Origin of the sequence: Aquirufa nivalisilvae (genome assembly GCF_003143535.1) — a bacterium.
Classification (GTDB): Bacteria; Bacteroidota; Bacteroidia; order Cytophagales; family Spirosomataceae; genus Aquirufa; species Aquirufa nivalisilvae.
In genome coordinates this window covers 1,496,344-1,512,553 of sequence record NZ_CP029346.1, presented here as the reverse complement: position 1 = coordinate 1,512,553, position 16,210 = coordinate 1,496,344, and the positions used below count along the sequence as shown (strand labels likewise).

Here is a 16,210-nt window from a genome sequence, read left to right as displayed (position 1 = left end):
CAAATGATGTTTTTCTTTAGGTTGCTGGGGCAACTACCCTTATTTGTTCTTTATCGATTAGCAGATGCTTTAAAGTGGCTTTTTTATGCGGTAATTTCCTATCGTAAAAAGGTCATTATGGGGAATTTAACCTCCTCTTTTCCAGAAAAATCGGAAAAAGAAATTCGTAAAATTGCCTTTCAATTTTATGGGTATTTAACTGACAATTTATTGGAATTTTTCAAAGGGGTCTCATTAACAGAAAAACAAGTTTTAGAACGTGTTAAATTAAATAATCATGACTTGGTTCAAAACTACATTGATAAAGGTATTCCCGTCATATTAGTGGCTGGACATCAAGGAAACTGGGAATGGGCTATACATCGTTTAGCACTTACCAAAATCACGAATGATGTCGTTTATCAAAAACTAAATAATCCAAATTTCAACGAGTTTAGTAAACAAGTTCGACAACGATTTGGGAATATTGTATTGATGGAAAAAAGGGAATCAGTTATTTTAACACGAGATCGGAAATTGATTCCAAGAACTATTTGTTTAGCGGCCGACCAAGCGCCACAAAAACCAGAAACTGCGTATTGGACTCAATTTTTAAATCAGGATACGGCATTTTTCACTGGTATGGAGCGTTTTGCTAGGGAATACCAATATCCAGTGGTTTTTGCTGAATTAATTCGTGAAAAAAGAGGCTATTATTCCATGACTTATGAATTATTAGCTGAACCTAGCTTTGATAATTTACCCAATGGAGAAATTATTGAACGATTTGCTAGAAGATTAGAGAAATCAATAGTAAAATATCCAGATCAATATTTGTGGTCTCACCGCCGCTGGAAACATAAAAAACCAGAGCAAATCTCTATTAAGTGGAATTAAAGAAAATCGGAGCAATCCCCTGCTCCTTCCCTGATCACTTCAATTTCATCTTCACTGAGGTCAATGACACTGGATGCGATTAATCCACCAAAATCCCCATCAAGGACTAAATCAACCTTATTTTTATAGGTATCAAAAATTAAACTTGGGTCGGTAAAATCTTCGACATCCAATCCTTCTTGAGGAAGAGTAGTCGTCAACAAGGGGTGTCCTAACACCTTGACAATCTCTAAAATGGGCAAATAATTAGGAATACGAATACCAACCGTTTTTTTGCCCTGTACCAAAACAGAAGGCACTTTGGAGCTAGCTGGCAATACGAAGGTATAAGGACCAGGCAAATATCTTTTTAATACTTTAAAGGCAAAATCACTTACTTTGGCAAAGTTGGCAATAGAACTCAAATCTGCACAAATAAACGAAAAACGGTTTTTATTCGGTTTAATTTGCTTGATTTCACAAATCCGAGAAATAGCTTGAGCAGATTGTATAGAACATCCTAAGGCATACATCGTATCTGTAGGATAGATAATTACTCCATTTTTATTTAACACTTGCACCACTTGATCTATCAGTGCTTGTGAATTATTCTTCTCGTAAATCTTAATCCATTGAGCTTCCATTTTTTAGTCGAGAAGGTGGGTAAAAAAAATCATTAGGCTCTTGTTCATTATCCTCTATTTTAACTTGATCTATGCTCGCATTAATTTCAAATCCAACGAGCAATATCAGTGCGAAAAAATACAGCCAAACCATCAAGGCAATAAGTGAACCAATAGAGCCATATACCTTATTGTAACTTGCGAAATTCACTAAGTAATAAGAGAAAATATTAGTAATGCTGATCGTTAAAATAGACGCTGTAATAGAACCTGCATTGAAAAATTTCCATCTTTTATGAATAGCTGGAGCATAAAAATAGATAATGGATATCGTCAAAAAGAATACTGAAAATATAACAAAATAGGTAAGTATCTTAATGAAGTAAAACGTGAAGTCATAATTTATCAAACCTTTATTTGCCAAACTATGAACAATTAAATTACCCACAATGAACACCAAAAAGGCAGTAATTAGCACAAAAGTCAACAGAAAGTTCAAGGCGACCGCTATTACCCTTTCTTTAATATAACCCCGATTTTCGTTGGTTTTGTAGGTCAAGTTAAAAGACCTAATTAATGCCATTATTCCACTCGTAGACGCATAAAGAGCCAAAATAAAACCAAATGACAAAACTCCTCCCCTTTTATTACTAACTAATTCAACCACCAGCTCGGATAAATCCTTAAGCATACTTTTTGGAATAGATCCTTTTAAAAACCCAATCATCTTAACATCTAAATGTTCAATGGGCAAATAGGCTAATAATGAAAAAAGAAAAATAATGGCCGGGAAAAAGGCCAATGTAAAATTGTAAGCTACTGCTGCTGCACGTACATCGATATCAAATTGAAAAACCTTTTGATATAGAATAGTCAAAATTCTAGCTAAGACATAGTGTTCCTCTAGTTCCTTCCAAATTATTTTAAGTTCACGGAGTATACTTTTTTTCATATTAAAAATATGGCTTCAAAACTTCCAATAAATAATCGGGAGCCTTCACCATTTTTTGTCGTTTCATATCCATAAAGACAAGCGTGGTTTTGCCTTCATGAATTAATTCCTGCTTACTATTCAAAATTCGATAAGAAAATTGAATGCGTACCTGAGGTAATGACAATAATGTGCATTCAATTGTCAATAACTCATCGTAATAAGCTGGAGCTAAAAATTTGGAATAGTTCTCATATACTGGCAAACCGATTTGTTGGTCTTCCAGATCCTTATAGCTGACACCTAAGCTACGTAAAGTCTCTACTCGAGCAATTTCAAATAAACGAGCATAGTTACCATAGTAAACATATCCCATTTGATCCGTATCGGCATAACAAACTCGATAAGTTACTGTGTGGCTATACATATTTATTTAATTTTCAAGGCATTTAAAGCACTTTGATACCTACGTGCATTTTGCATATGTTCCTCATAGCTAGTGGCAAAGGAGTGGTATCCTGAAAAATCTTCTTTGGCACAAAAGTACAAATAGGAATGTCTTTCTAGACTTAACACCTTATCAATAACCTGGGGTGAAGGAATAGAGATAGGTCCCGGAGGTAATCCTGTTAATTTGTAAGTATTATACGGAGAACTAATGGCAGTATACTTTCCAGTAACTCGTTTAATGGTGAAATCTTTCCATGCAAACACAATCGTTGGATCAGCTTGCAATGGCATACCTGTTTTTAATCGATTCCAATAAACACCAGCAATCCGAGATTGCTCATCTGACTTTTTACTTTCGCCTTCTACGATGGATGCCAAAATTCCGACTTCGGTAGGAGTTAAAGCTAATTTTTGAGCCTTTTCTTTTCTTTCAGAGGTCCAAAACTTAGTATACTCTTTATTCATTTTTGACATGAATGATTCAAAAGAAGAAGTCCAAAGTATTTCATAGGTATTCGGAATAAACATACAAGGAATGGTTTCCTTGTTGAATCCAAATTGACTTACATACTCGTTGGAATCTAATTGTTTGTAAATAAATGTCGAATCAAATGGTAATTGTTTAGCCAATTTCCCAGCTAAATCCTCTTTTAATCGAAAGGTATTGATTACCAAACGAATGGCGTCTTGTCGACCATTTCTTAGCTTCCTGATTACTTCAAAGTTACCTGACTCGGAATAAATTAAATACCTTCCAGCCTTTACTCTTTCTGGATAAGACAAGATTTTAGCTAAAAAGCGAAAACTCAATTGATCTCTAACTAATTTATGCTTGTCTAGGGTATCTAAAACCGTTTGAAAACTTGCCCCTTTAGGAATCAATAAAACAAATGGCTTGTCAGCTTTAACATCAAAATTTGGTGTCTTGAAAACCTGCCAAACGTAATATGAAAACATGGCCGCCAATAGCGAAAACAGCAATATGAAAATCTTGAATTTCTTGTTATCTATCATGTTAGGCTAAAATAAAAGGTACATTAAATCGATTGGCAAGTGTTTCTAAATCTCTTACAACAGGTTCCAATAATGGTATTCCATGTGCTTTACGCTCTACTTCTAATTCTCTTTCTGGATCACCAGGGATAATAACTTGCTTTCCTTCCACAGCTTGAGCAGAACGAAACCGTTGAATCCACTTATCCATATCTTTTTTAAACTCATCAGCAGGCCTAAATGCGTCAATCCGCATAGCACCAAGAAAATGACCTGTTCCAATTCCAACAGATTCTCCAGCCGACATGAACCCTGCTGTGGCGAATGGTGGTACCCAAGGACCAAAATTAGCACCAGACAATACGCCCGATAGAATATCGACCATAGCACCTAAAGCATATCCTTTATGTGATCCATGTTCACGATCTCCACCTAATGGAAGCAATGCTCCTCCGTTTTTAATGGCAAAGGCATCATTGCAAGGATTTCCTTCAGCATCTTGTACCCAGCCATCAGGAGTATTTAGACCTTTTCTTTGTAATATTTCTAATTTACCATAAGCTACTGCTGTAGATGCAAAATCAGCTACAAATGCAGGTTCGGTCAATGCCGGAATTGCCATGGCTACTGGGTTCGTTCCTAATAATTTCTCCCTTGAAAAGGTAGGAGTAACCAATGGAGCCGCATGAGTCATAGCCCAGCCAATCATTTGATGGTTTAGCGCTTTCATGGCATGATATCCGGCAATACCAAAGTGATTAGAATTTCGAACTGCAATCCAACCTGTACCTGCTTTTTCTGCTTTCTCGCACGCAATTTCCATGGCGTATGGAGCAACCACTAAACCTAAACCCTTATCTCCATCGATCACAGCTGTAGAAGGTGATTCATGAACAATCTTAATCTGTGGATTCGGATTCAAACGTCCATGGTCGAATAATCGAACATAACCCGCTAATCTAGCAACTCCATGTGAATCAATCCCACGCGCATCCGCAGATACTAAAACCTCAGCGGCCAATTGGGCTTGAATTTCTGGAGTACCAATGGATTCGAAAACCGAGGCCACAAAATTTTGTAGGCGGTTAAAATCTGCTTGCATAGTCTTAAAAACAAAACACAAAGATAAAAATAATATGGGGGAATAAAACTTTTAAGGGCATGCCAACGTTCTTTGCTATATTCGTTTCACCGAATTTTACTTCATCCGATTATGCAAACTAATTATCTACTAGAAATAATCTCTTCATTTTGGTTTTGGCTAGTTTTTCTCCTCGTTGCCGTTATCATACGTGATGTTTTCATTCAGAAAAGTCATACCATCACACACAATTTTCCCATCGTAGGGCATATTCGATATTGGATAGAGCGAATAGGGCCTGAAATTCGACAATACATCGTTGCAAATAACCGAGAAGAGCTCCCATTTAATCGTCAAGAGCGGTCATGGATTTACGCTTCGTCTAAAAATGAAAACAATTTACAAGGTTTTGGAAGTGATCAAGATTTCAATTCTCCAGGGTATATTTTCATAAAAAATGCCATGATGGGTTATAATCCACCCAAAGATCATCCATTTAGAAGTAATCCTGGTGTTATTCCTGCTGCTAAAATTATTGGCGCTTATCATGAAAGAAAAAGACCTTTCCGCCCCTATTCAGTCGTTAATATCTCTGGTATGAGTTATGGTTCTTTGTCCGCCAAAGCAGTAGAATCACTAAACAAAGGGGCCTTTTTAGCAGGCTGTTTTCACAATACTGGAGAAGGATCATTATCACCTTACCATCAAATGGGTGCAGATATAGTCTTAAATATAGGAACTGCTTATTTCGGTGTTAGGGATTTAGACGGTAAATTTTCCATGGAAAAGTTAGTGGAAAAAGTTCAAGCAAATCCTAGACTAAGAGCCATTGAATTAAAACTCTCTCAAGGAGCTAAGCCTGGTAAAGGCGGTATGCTACCTGCTGCCAAGGTGAATAAAGAAATTGCGGATATTCGTCATATCCCTATTGGAAAAGATGCCTTCTCCCCTGCTTTTCATTCCGAATTTTCTAATATTCCTGAAATGGTGGATTTCATAGAAAAAATGGCAGAGGCTACCGGATTACCTGTCGGGATTAAATCTGCCATTGGAAAATTAGAACAATGGGAAGAATTAGCACTGTACATGAAAAAAACAGGTAAAGGACCTGATTTTATAACCATTGATGGTGGCGAGGGCGGAACGGGAGCAGCACCACATGCCTTTGCAGATCATGTATCCATGCCATTTACTTTCGCATTTGCCAAAGTTTACCAAATATTCCAAAGACAAGAATTAACAGAGCACATCTTTTTTATTGCCTCTGGAAAACTGGGATTTCCTGAAAAAGCCTTAATGGCCTTTGCTATGGGTGCTGATTCAGTAAATATAGCTCGAGAAGCTATGATGTCCATTGGCTGCATTCAAGCACAAAAATGTCATACAAATCATTGTCCAACAGGAATTGCGACTTCTAACAAATGGCTACAAGCTGGTATCGATGTAACATTAAAAAGTGAACGCTATTATTTATACCATTATACCTTAATCAAAGAAATCGGTGAAATAACGCATGCCTGTGGATATGAACATCCATGTCAATTAACCATGGATGATATTGAATTTTCTATGGGAGACAATAATCGGACGATAGCTCTTTCTAAGTCATTAGGTTACCACAAAGACCCCGTAAAATATGGTAGTTTCCATGATTTATTGACTTGTTCTCATTTAGGTGGTGAAGGTGCAAGAAAACGATTAACATTTGCACCTCAGGTTTAGAAAGGTTTGGTTATCTTTGCACTATGTTATCCATATCCAATTTAAGTTTCTATTTCGGTAGTCGGGCATTATATGAAAATGCCAATTTACATATCAAACCTAAAACCAAGATTGGTCTCATTGGGGCCAATGGTACAGGTAAATCCACCCTTCTTCGCTTAATATCTGGCGAATACTCTCCTGATGGTGGAAATATTTCTAAGTCGGGAGAATGCACCATCGGTTTTCTGAATCAAGATTTATTATCCTATCAAACAGACGATAGTATCTTGGAAGTTGCCATGCAGGCTTTTGAGAAGCAATTAGAGCTTCAACACAAAATTGATGCAGTCTTGCACAAGATGGAAACCAACTATGAAGATAAGGATATCGATGTTCTTGCGCATTTACAAGAAGAATTTGAACGATTGGACGGATATACTATCCAAGCAAAGACAGAGGAAATTCTCGAGGGTTTAGGATTTAGTACGGAAGATTTATCTCGACCTTTACGATTGTTTTCAGGAGGATGGAGAATGCGTGTGATGTTGGCTAAATTATTATTACAAAAGCCTGCCTTGCTATTACTAGATGAGCCAACTAACCACTTGGACTTACCTTCCATTGAATGGGTAGAAAAATACATCCATGATTACGAGGGCTCCATTGTCGTTGTATCACACGATCGCTATTTCTTAGATAGAACCATAGATCATATTGCTGAGGTTTCCAATGCTAAAATAACTTTATATCCAGGAAATTATTCCTTTTATATGGAAGAAAAAGCCTTGAGAAATGAGGTCCAAAAAGGAGCCTATGAAAACCAACAAGCTCAAATCCGACAAACGGAACGTTTTATTGAACGATTCAAAGCTAAGGCTTCAAAAGCCCGCCAAGTTCAATCGCGCGTAAAAGCATTAGATAAAATTGATATCATTGATGATGTCATCGACGAAAAAGCTAAGGTCAATTTCAAATTCAACTTTGGAACTCAACCGGGTAGATTTATTCTCTTTTTGGAACAAATTTCGAAAGCTTATGGAGAAAAAATTATCTTGAAAAATACCTCAGCTACGATTAACCGTGGAGATAAAATTGCCTTAATTGGAGCTAATGGTAAAGGTAAATCCACCTTATTGCGAATCATTTCAGGAACAGAGAAGATTGAAGGCGAAAGAAGATTAGGACATAATGTGATTGAATCCTTCTTTGCTCAGCATCAATTGGAAAGCTTGCAAGTAGAAAATTCACTTTTAGATGAATTAAAATCTACTGGAACAGCTAAAACTGAAATGGAATTAAGAAGTATTTTAGGATGCTTTTTATTTTCTGGTGAAGAGGTTTTCAAGAAAATCAAAGTGCTTTCTGGAGGTGAAAAATCTCGTGTAGCCCTAGCTAAGGTATTGATTTCTCAGGCTAACTTCCTTTTATTAGATGAGCCTACCAACCACCTCGACATGCAATCGGTGAATATCTTAATTCAAGCCTTGCAGCAATACGAAGGTAGTTATGTTGTCGTTTCCCACGATCGATTCTTTGTATCTCAAATTGCCAATAAAATCTGGTATTTAGAGGATTATGAAATCAAAGAATACCCAGGCTCTTTTGAAGAGTATGAAACTTGGCAAGAAACTAGGAAAGTAGAATTACCTAGTGGAAATAAAAAAGCAACGGAGAAGCCTAAACCGGAAATTGAGAAAACCATTGCACCTACTACTCCAGTCGTTAATAATGCCAAACAGATTGAAAAATTAGAGGCTAAAATCATGGACTTGGAAAATAAAAAGGGGGAAATTGAGACTAAAATGTCAGATTTAGCTCAAAATAATGAATTTCAAGAAATGAAAACTTGGGAAGAAAAACTAAGATTAGTTTCGAATGAATTAAGTCAAGTCATGAGTGAGTGGGAAACATTAATAGCCTAACTCCATGAAATTCAATGGCTTGACCTTCGTGTTTCTATTTTTTAGTCTTTCGGCATTAGGTCAGATTAAAAGTAAAAAATTTAAGAGCGAGGTTCAGACCATTGTTTTAAGTAGATCTGAAGAAAAAACCATCATCACAGATAATCCAGTGGTGGACATTGCTAGTCAAGGTAATTATCTATTATCATTTGACGATTTGGCGATGAAAAATTTAACTTACCATCTGCGCATTATACATTGTCAAGCCGACTGGAAGCCTTCAACCCTATCAGAAATAGAGTATTTGCAAGACTTCAATGATGTGCCAATTCGCTCACCTAGAAATTCGTTTGGCACTAAAATTCCCTATTTACATTATCAAATTGAAATCCCCAAAGTTAGAATAAGTGGTAATTTCATTGCTATGGTATATGCTCAAAGAAATAAACGAGATACCGTTTTCACCAAGCGGTTTTCAGTTTATGAAAATGCGCTAACAGTTGCGGCAAAAATATCCTTTGCTAGACCCAATAATCTACGAAATACTCACCAAGCCATTGATTTAACCATCTTATATCCTAATCAATTAATGTTGAATTCAGATGATGGCTTAAGCATAATCTTGAGAAAAAATTATCAAACAGAAAATTGGTTGAATAAAATACCTCGAGCACAAATTAATGGGCAAGAAAGGAGAATTACTTTTCCTTTCTATGATAACGAAAACGTGATTCCTGGAGGAAATGAATTTAGGCTGATCAATTTATCTAGTACCCAACAAAAAATGACATTTGTTGAGAGTATCCGTCAATCTGATGCATTTACAGAAATCAGTACCCAAGTGGAAGTTCCTCAAGGGAATTATTCCTATGTCCAAAGACCAGATTTTGATGGGGCATTTGTGATTGACCATTATGAAAATGGTAATTCAAGTGTGGCATCAGATTATATCTGGTGTAATTTTCAATTAAAAATGGAAGAATTACCTAATGAAAAGATTTATGTGGTGGGTGCTTTCAACCAATTTGAAAAGAATGCTGATAATCTGATGGAATACGATGTTTCTAAGCAGATGTACGTGAAAAGGATTCGACTAAAACAAGGAATATATAATTATCAGTTTGCAAGTAATTTACCTAATACGATGCTAGAAGGTAATTACTCACAAACTGAAAACACTTATGAAGTATTGGTTTATTTTAGAAAACCTGGCGATCGCCATGATTCATTATTGGGATATAATAAATTAACTTATCCCTAACTATACATTAAATCTAAAGTGCATAATATCACCATCTTGCACGACATATTCTTTTCCTTCCACGCTCATCTTACCCGCCTCTTTACAAGCTAACTCAGTCTTTAATGCTTGGTAATCAGACAGTTTGATTACTTCAGCACGAATAAATCCTTTTTCGAAATCCGTATGAATAACCCCAGCAGCTTGAGGAGCCTTCCAACCTTTTTGAATGGTCCAGGCACGAACTTCTTGTACTCCTGCGGTGAAATAAGTAATCAAGTTCAATAAATAATAAGAACTACGAATCAACTTACTTAAACCTGATTCTGTTAAGCCATATTCACCTAAAAACATAGCTCTTTCATCCATATCTTCTATTTCAGCAATTTGAGCCTCTAAAGCAGCGCAAACCACAATTACCTCGGCATTTTCAACCTGTACATTGGCTCTTAATTGATCCACATATTCGTTTCCACCTTGAGCTAGTGCTGATTCATCTACATTCGCCACATAAATAACAGGCTTATCGGTTAGCAAATATAAATCTCCAATGGCAGCGGCTCTTAATTCTGGATCCATATCCAAAGTTCGAGCAGATTTACCCGCTTCTAAGGTAGCTTTAAACTGTTGAAGAGCTGCCAATTCTTGTCTAGCCTTAGCATCACCAGCCTTAGCTGCACGTTCGGTTTTGGAAATCTTTTTATCAACAGATTCTAAATCTTTCAATTGTAATTCCATGTCGATGATTTCCTTATCACTAACTGGATTCACACGTCCTTCAACGTGAACAATATTTTCATCTTCAAAACAGCGTACTACGTGAATGATGGCATCAACTTCGCGAATATTGGCTAAGAACTTATTTCCTAAACCTGCACCTTGTGAAGCACCTTTCACCAAACCAGCAATATCCGTAAATTCAATCACTGTTGGAAGTACACGCTGAGGATTCACTAAGCCTTCCAAAATGGACAAGCGCTCATCGGGTACAGTAACAATTCCCACATTGGGTTCTATTGTACAAAAAGGGTAATTAGCTGCTTCTGCTTTATTAGAAGAAATAGCACTAAATAAAGTTGACTTACCCACATTAGGTAAACCTACAATTCCACACGTTAATCCCATAGCTTATTTAAAATGAAGCGCAAAAATACGCTTAAAAATTAAAAAAGCCCCTGTTTATACAGCGGCTTTTTATTAAATATTGTGTATTTCTTATTCCCACTTTAAATCTGAGCCACCAAACTCATCTTCATCGCGATTAAATTGTGTAAAATCTACATCTGGCATCAATTCTGTCTTCACATGATCAACTGCTTCTTTTAATCCATCCATGAATTTATCGAAATCCTCTTTGTAAAGGAACATTTTGTGCTTCTCATACACAAATCCATCTTCTTTTTGGTGACGGCGACTTTCTGTTATAGTTATGTAGTAATCTTGTGAACGAGTTGATTTAACATCAAAAAAATAAGTTCTTTTACCCGCACGAATTCTTTTGGAAAACAATTCTTCTCTGTCTCTTTCTTCCACTTTAAATAAGTATTTAAGTTTTACAATGCGTAAATCTACTATTTATTCTCAATCACTCAAAAAATATATTAGAAATTTACTGTCAAAAAATGTTCATTTTTTGTACAAAAGTTAGATAATCTTAAATTAAAAGTATAAAAATTACACAATAAGCGGGTTATTTGATAAGTTGCATCATGACTTCGTTTAGGATCATATTATTTACCCTAATCTATCACTTCCTATTTCAAGGCCAGGCACAAAACCTTGGAGATGAGAGTTATGGGATAGCATCCTATTATTCTCGAAGTTTTTACAATAAAAAAACAGCTAATCAAGAATTATTAAATAGAAAGGAGTTTACTGCTGCGCATCGAATTTATCCATTTAATACCTTGGTGGAAGTAACTAATTTACAAAACAAAAAGTCTGTTATCGTACGTATTAATGACCGAGGTCCCTATAAATCAGGACGAATTATTGATTTAACTGAAATTAGTGCCAAGCATCTCAATATTCGAAAAATAGGCCTAACTAAAGTTCGTTTGAAAATCGTAGGATTTGAAAATGAACAAATGCTCATCCCCTACCAGCATTTGGAAATGGAAACAAGCCCAAAATTCAGTACCAAATATTACCAAAAGACACGTTTAAAATACAAGAAGAAGTACCGCCTCAAAAGACATATTCGCAATCGTTCTTATTTAGTAAAAGGTAAAAAGAAAGGAACTGTGAATAAAAACAGAAAAAAGAAATTGACTCATGCTAAGAAAAGTAGCGGAAGAACAAGCAAGTAATACCCTAGCTATCATTGCTGAAGAAATAAGCCATGAATTATACCATGGTAAGCACCGAAGTGCTTTTCATGGATATTCATCAGAATTTAAAGAATATAAAGCCTACCAAATTGGTGATAATTTAAAGCAAGTAGATTGGAAATTATATGGCAGAACAGATAAACTATTCACCAAACATTTCCATGATGAATCTAATATCAGCGCTTACTTCTTCCTTGATTTGTCGTCCTCCATGTTTTTCCCCAGAGAAGATCTAGCGAAAATCAACAAATCGATTCAAATGATTGCTGTGTTATGTAAAATTTTACAGAAGCAAAGAGACAAATTTGGCATATTAGGAATATCGAATGAATTGATTTGGGAAAGTCCATTAAGTAATACTCAAGGGCATCTACATGAAATATATTCTCAATTAGAAGATCTACTAAAAAGAGAATCGGTTGAAGAAATTAGTCAATTACCTTCCATTCTCTCTAATAAAGTATCAGCTATTGGTCAAAGAAAAATCGTATTTATCTTAACCGATTTGTTAATGAATGATAAGGAGTATGCTTTATTTTTACAAAGTCTATCAGAGATAAAAGCAAATAAAAATACCATCAAAATCCTTCATGTTTGGGATCAAAGTGAAAGACAACAGGAATTTAAACCTGGCAATATTCTACAGTATAAAGACATTGAAACAAATCAAGTATTGTCTTTACCCATGGAGGAATGGAATCAATTGCAAACGAAGCAACAAAGTATTTTCATTGACCAACGGATAAATCCATTACTTAGCAAGGGGTTTCAATACCATTCGCTATGTGTGAATGAAAGTTTGTTTGAACTAATAAGACAAGTTATTTAATTCCTAATTCCTTTTGTCTATTTTCATAAAATGTGATAAAGTCTTGGATTTTATCTGTTGGAATTTTCTTTCCTATGATCCTTTTATTTTTATCCAAAACATAAATAATGGGTGTAGAATAGATATCAAAGGTTTGCAAGAAGTTGTTAAAATATTCTTCTTTCCCTGTTTTTGCATTCTGATGTATATCGATTCCATTGTAAACGGACTCCATTTTATATTCCTTTATAAAATCAGTCCACTGTTGCTTATTCCTGGCAATCGATGTGGCCAAAACGGATATTTTCTTCGATTTAAAGTAGTTAGCTTGCGCCATTAATTTCGGAGTTTCTTCTTTGCAGTGACTGCAGTCAGGATCGTAGAAATATACCAGCGTATATTCTCCTGGAATAGCCGCAGTAGTCAATCTTTTACCAGAAGGGTCCGTTAAATACAACTCAGGAATCCGTTTTCCAATCAATAAAGGTTTCAATACTTTAATACGATCACGCATTTGTCGTATGGTAGTTGTATCCCACAAAGCTGGCTCTCCAACATAATACTTCTCTCCCATGTGGGCAAATGCTGCGTCTGTACCTACAATATTGGAATTTTCATAAGTACTAGAAATTTTATAAATGACATATCGTCTAACATCTCTGTTTTTGATTTTTGCCAACAATAAATCTGCATCTTTGGTGATGGAATCTGGCTGCTGAACGACCAAATCTTCAAAATACTTTTCTAATTTTTTTTGCAAAAATGGCGTACGAATGAAGCGTTCATCATTCAAATCTAAGTTATCAAAGAAATGCTTTTTATAATAGCTAAACTGATATTGGTAAAATTCAGAGCTATCCTTTGGTGTACTCATTTTCTTTTTGAAAGGAGGTATTTCTGGCTCAAAGGTGGCTTTAACTAACTTAGAAACAAACAATTGCTTATTCTTCTCAAACCAGGATTGTTGATACTGTACAATTTCTTTTCGAATTGCTGCAATTTGACCTAGGTCTTTTCTTTCCATTTCCAATTTCCTCAAATCCACATATCTTTTACCCATTTCCTTTTGAAAGCTGAAAAATGCTTCATTTTCAGCCGAATTTTGGAACTTCATGTGGTTAATTGGATCAAGCGTGTCTGTTTCAAAGGAAAATTGGGTATTACCAATGATGATATCTAGGTATTTATTTTTAGAGAAACTAATTAAATATAAACCTTTGGGTAAATCTTCCTTGCCTTGAAATAGAAAATTACCTTGTCCATCAGCTTGAGCTGTGTCTTTAATAACCTGTTGCGTTGATCCAAAATAATGGGCTAAATAGATTTCTCCGGAAGCAATTCCATTAATCTTTCCTTTAATTAAAAAGCCAGCTGATGGAGTGGCTTGAGTGTTTGTCTTTTTTACTTGGGCGATTGATCCAAATCCGCATAGTAGAATGCTACATGCTAGAAAAAATACTTTCATATATTTAATTAAATTTACGGACTAACGAATCTAAAATTACAATGTTTTTCATACTATCTAAAATATTAGACATCTTACTTTCTCCAACTATTTGGATAATTATTCCGATGGTCATCGCCTTGCGTTTGAAAAAAGTAAAACAGATAAAAATTGCTATTTTCTCATCCATACTTTTGCTTCTATTTTTAACGAATGGGAGCATTTGCAATGCCCTACTTAAGAGTTGGGAGATTGATGCCCCAGATATTCCAGCAGGTAAAACCTATACTTGGGGAGTCTTATTAACAGGTGGAATGATTAAATATACAGATACTCATCCAGATCGTATCTCTTCAGGAGAAGCAGCTGATCGTATGATTCAAACCTTTCATTTATACCAACAAGGAGCCATTAAAAAAATACTCATTACTGGTGGAGAAACAAGTATTGCAAATTTGATGGTCGACCAATCCAATGAATCAATCAATGTAAAAAGATTACTCATAAAAATGGGGGTTCCTGCACGTGATATATTTGTGGAAAATAAAGCTAGAAATACGTATGAAAATGCCTTGTATTCAAGTCAGATGTTAAAGAACTACTTAAAAAAAGATACTATTGTGCTTATTACTTCTGCCATGCACCTTAGACGCTCAATACTATGTTTTGAAAACAAAGGATTTAATGTTAGACCTTATGCTGCGGATATATTAAAAAAGGAGACTCCATTGAGTCTCCTTTCCTATTTTAAACCTAGCGAAAAAAGTTTATCCATAAACTTTCAATTAATTCGTGAAGTTGTTGGTATACTTGTTTACAAACTCAAAGGTTATATCTAGGTCGATAATATTTCTACCATTCGAATTAAATCTTCCGAAACAGGTTTCTTTTTCGTGATAGTATCATGGAAAGGAGTGTAAACCAATTGATTATTCACTACACCGGCCATCACATTCTTTTCTCCACGTAAAAGACCTTCTAAAGCTCCTAAACCTAATCGACTAGCCAAAATACGGTCTGCTGCGGTTGGCACTCCTCCACGTTGAATATGTCCTAAAGTGGTCACGCGTATATCCAGCTCAATTTTCATTTGATCTTTAATCTTTTGAGCCACTTTTTGAGCATTACCTTCTTCATCTCCTTCCGCTACAATGACAATAGATGAGGATTTAGCCTTAGAAAATCCCTTTAGTAACGTTTCCATTACCTCACTCACAGGAGTTAAATTTTCTGGAATCATCACGGCTTCAGCGCCACCTGCAATCGCACATTGAATGGCTATATAACCTGAATCACGTCCCATTACTTCAATAAAAAATACACGATCGTGTGAATCAGCTGTATCTCTAATTTTATCTATAGCATCTAAAGCTGTATTCACAGCTGTGTCATAACCAATGGTATAATCGGTTCCATATAAATCATTATCAATTGTTCCTGGAGCACCTACACAAGGAATTTTAAATTCATTATAAAAGATTTCGGCACCAGTAAATGTACCATTTCCACCAATTGCAACTAATCCTTCAATTCCTTTAGCCTGCAACTGGTCGTAAGCTTTCTTACGTCCTTCTGTAGTTAAAAACTCTTTAGAACGTGCTGATTTCAAGATAGTTCCACCTCTTTGAATTATATTACTAACTGATTGGGAATTTAATGGAATAATATCTCCATTAATCATTCCATTGTACCCTCTCACTATACCATAAACCTCTACTCCATGATAAGCGGCACCGCGTACTATGGCACGAATACAAGAATTCATTCCTGGGGCATCTCCTCCTGATGTATAAACTGCTATTTTCTTCATCAAATGTTGTTTTACTAATAAAATGATAAAAACAATCCTT

16 protein-coding genes are annotated in these 16,210 nt (G+C 35.6%); 7 read left to right on the top strand and 9 right to left on the bottom strand.

What is annotated here, in order from left to right:
- Positions 1-3 precede the first annotated feature (3 nt).
- Positions 4-876 (top strand): lysophospholipid acyltransferase family protein, encoded by an 873-nt coding sequence (locus tag HME7025_RS06665; protein ID WP_109322886.1) that lies wholly within the window; start codon positions 4-6, stop codon positions 874-876.
- Here the strand turns inward: HME7025_RS06665 and HME7025_RS06660 are convergent.
- Genes HME7025_RS06660 through HME7025_RS06640 form a run of 5 tightly spaced genes read right to left on the bottom strand, consistent with a single transcriptional unit; the run spans position 873 to position 4,954 of the window.
- On the bottom strand, positions 873-1,499 hold the full coding sequence (locus tag HME7025_RS06660; protein ID WP_109322885.1) for an L-threonylcarbamoyladenylate synthase: 627 nt from the start codon (positions 1,497-1,499) through the stop codon (positions 873-875). The two genes, HME7025_RS06665 and HME7025_RS06660, sit on opposite strands and share 4 nt — an antisense overlap.
- Positions 1,480-2,430, bottom strand: coding sequence for a YihY/virulence factor BrkB family protein (locus HME7025_RS06655; protein ID WP_109322884.1), 951 nt, complete (start codon positions 2,428-2,430; stop codon positions 1,480-1,482). Before HME7025_RS06655 ends, HME7025_RS06660 begins: the two co-directional genes overlap by 20 nt.
- A gap of 1 nt (position 2,431) precedes the next feature.
- Positions 2,432-2,836 carry an acyl-CoA thioesterase gene (locus HME7025_RS06650; RefSeq protein ID WP_109322883.1) on the bottom strand — a complete coding sequence of 135 codons (405 nt, stop codon included), beginning with the start codon at positions 2,834-2,836 and terminating at the stop codon, positions 2,432-2,434.
- A gap of 2 nt (positions 2,837-2,838) precedes the next feature.
- Positions 2,839-3,873, bottom strand: coding sequence for an endolytic transglycosylase MltG (gene mltG, locus HME7025_RS06645; RefSeq protein WP_109322882.1), 1,035 nt, complete (start codon positions 3,871-3,873; stop codon positions 2,839-2,841).
- Position 3,874: 1 nt separating this feature from the next.
- Positions 3,875-4,954 (bottom strand): Ldh family oxidoreductase, encoded by a 1,080-nt coding sequence (locus HME7025_RS06640; RefSeq protein WP_109322881.1) that lies wholly within the window; start codon positions 4,952-4,954, stop codon positions 3,875-3,877.
- Positions 4,955-5,065: 111 nt separating this feature from the next.
- On the opposite strand from HME7025_RS06640, the gene HME7025_RS06635 reads away from it, so the two are divergent.
- The 3 genes from HME7025_RS06635 to HME7025_RS06625 are packed head-to-tail and all read left to right on the top strand — an operon-like array spanning position 5,066 to position 9,799.
- Positions 5,066-6,655 (top strand): FMN-binding glutamate synthase family protein, encoded by a 1,590-nt coding sequence (locus tag HME7025_RS06635; protein WP_109322880.1) that lies wholly within the window; start codon positions 5,066-5,068, stop codon positions 6,653-6,655.
- 23 nt (positions 6,656-6,678) lie between these two features.
- A complete protein-coding gene (locus HME7025_RS06630) occupies positions 6,679-8,559 on the top strand; it encodes an ABC-F family ATP-binding cassette domain-containing protein (RefSeq protein WP_109322879.1) in 1,881 nt (626 codons plus the stop codon).
- 4 nt (positions 8,560-8,563) lie between these two features.
- A complete protein-coding gene (locus tag HME7025_RS06625; RefSeq protein ID WP_109322878.1) occupies positions 8,564-9,799 on the top strand; it encodes a type IX secretion system plug protein in 1,236 nt (411 codons plus the stop codon).
- Here HME7025_RS06625 and ychF read toward each other — a convergent pair whose 3' ends face one another.
- Both ychF and HME7025_RS06615 read right to left on the bottom strand, forming a co-directional pair.
- Positions 9,800-10,903 carry a redox-regulated ATPase YchF gene (ychF, locus tag HME7025_RS06620; protein ID WP_109322877.1) on the bottom strand — a complete coding sequence of 368 codons (1,104 nt, stop codon included), beginning with the start codon at positions 10,901-10,903 and terminating at the stop codon, positions 9,800-9,802. It abuts the gene before it with no gap.
- 90 nt (positions 10,904-10,993) lie between these two features.
- Positions 10,994-11,311 (bottom strand): DUF3276 family protein, encoded by a 318-nt coding sequence (locus HME7025_RS06615; protein WP_109322876.1) that lies wholly within the window; start codon positions 11,309-11,311, stop codon positions 10,994-10,996.
- A 176-nt stretch (positions 11,312-11,487) separates the two neighbouring features.
- Between HME7025_RS06615 and HME7025_RS06610 the strand changes: the two genes are divergently transcribed.
- Together HME7025_RS06610 and HME7025_RS06605 are read left to right on the top strand one after the other, a co-directional pair.
- Positions 11,488-12,087, top strand: coding sequence for a septal ring lytic transglycosylase RlpA family protein (locus tag HME7025_RS06610; RefSeq protein ID WP_109322875.1), 600 nt, complete (start codon positions 11,488-11,490; stop codon positions 12,085-12,087).
- Positions 12,053-12,937, top strand: coding sequence for a DUF58 domain-containing protein (locus HME7025_RS06605; protein ID WP_109322874.1), 885 nt, complete (start codon positions 12,053-12,055; stop codon positions 12,935-12,937). Before HME7025_RS06610 ends, HME7025_RS06605 begins: the two co-directional genes overlap by 35 nt.
- On the opposite strand, the gene HME7025_RS06600 is transcribed toward HME7025_RS06605, so the two are convergent.
- A complete protein-coding gene (locus tag HME7025_RS06600) occupies positions 12,930-14,381 on the bottom strand; it encodes a TlpA family protein disulfide reductase (protein ID WP_109322873.1) in 1,452 nt (483 codons plus the stop codon). The genes HME7025_RS06605 and HME7025_RS06600 overlap by 8 nt on opposite strands.
- 41 nt (positions 14,382-14,422) lie before the next feature.
- Between HME7025_RS06600 and HME7025_RS06595 the strand changes: the two genes are divergently transcribed.
- Complete coding sequence (locus tag HME7025_RS06595) at positions 14,423-15,199, top strand: YdcF family protein (RefSeq protein WP_109322872.1); 777 nt, start codon at positions 14,423-14,425, stop codon at positions 15,197-15,199.
- Here HME7025_RS06595 and pfkA read toward each other — a convergent pair.
- Positions 15,196-16,170, bottom strand: a complete 975-nt coding sequence (gene pfkA, locus HME7025_RS06590; RefSeq protein WP_109322871.1) for a 6-phosphofructokinase — start codon at positions 16,168-16,170, stop codon at positions 15,196-15,198. The genes HME7025_RS06595 and pfkA overlap by 4 nt on opposite strands.
- Positions 16,171-16,210: the final 40 nt, after the last annotated feature.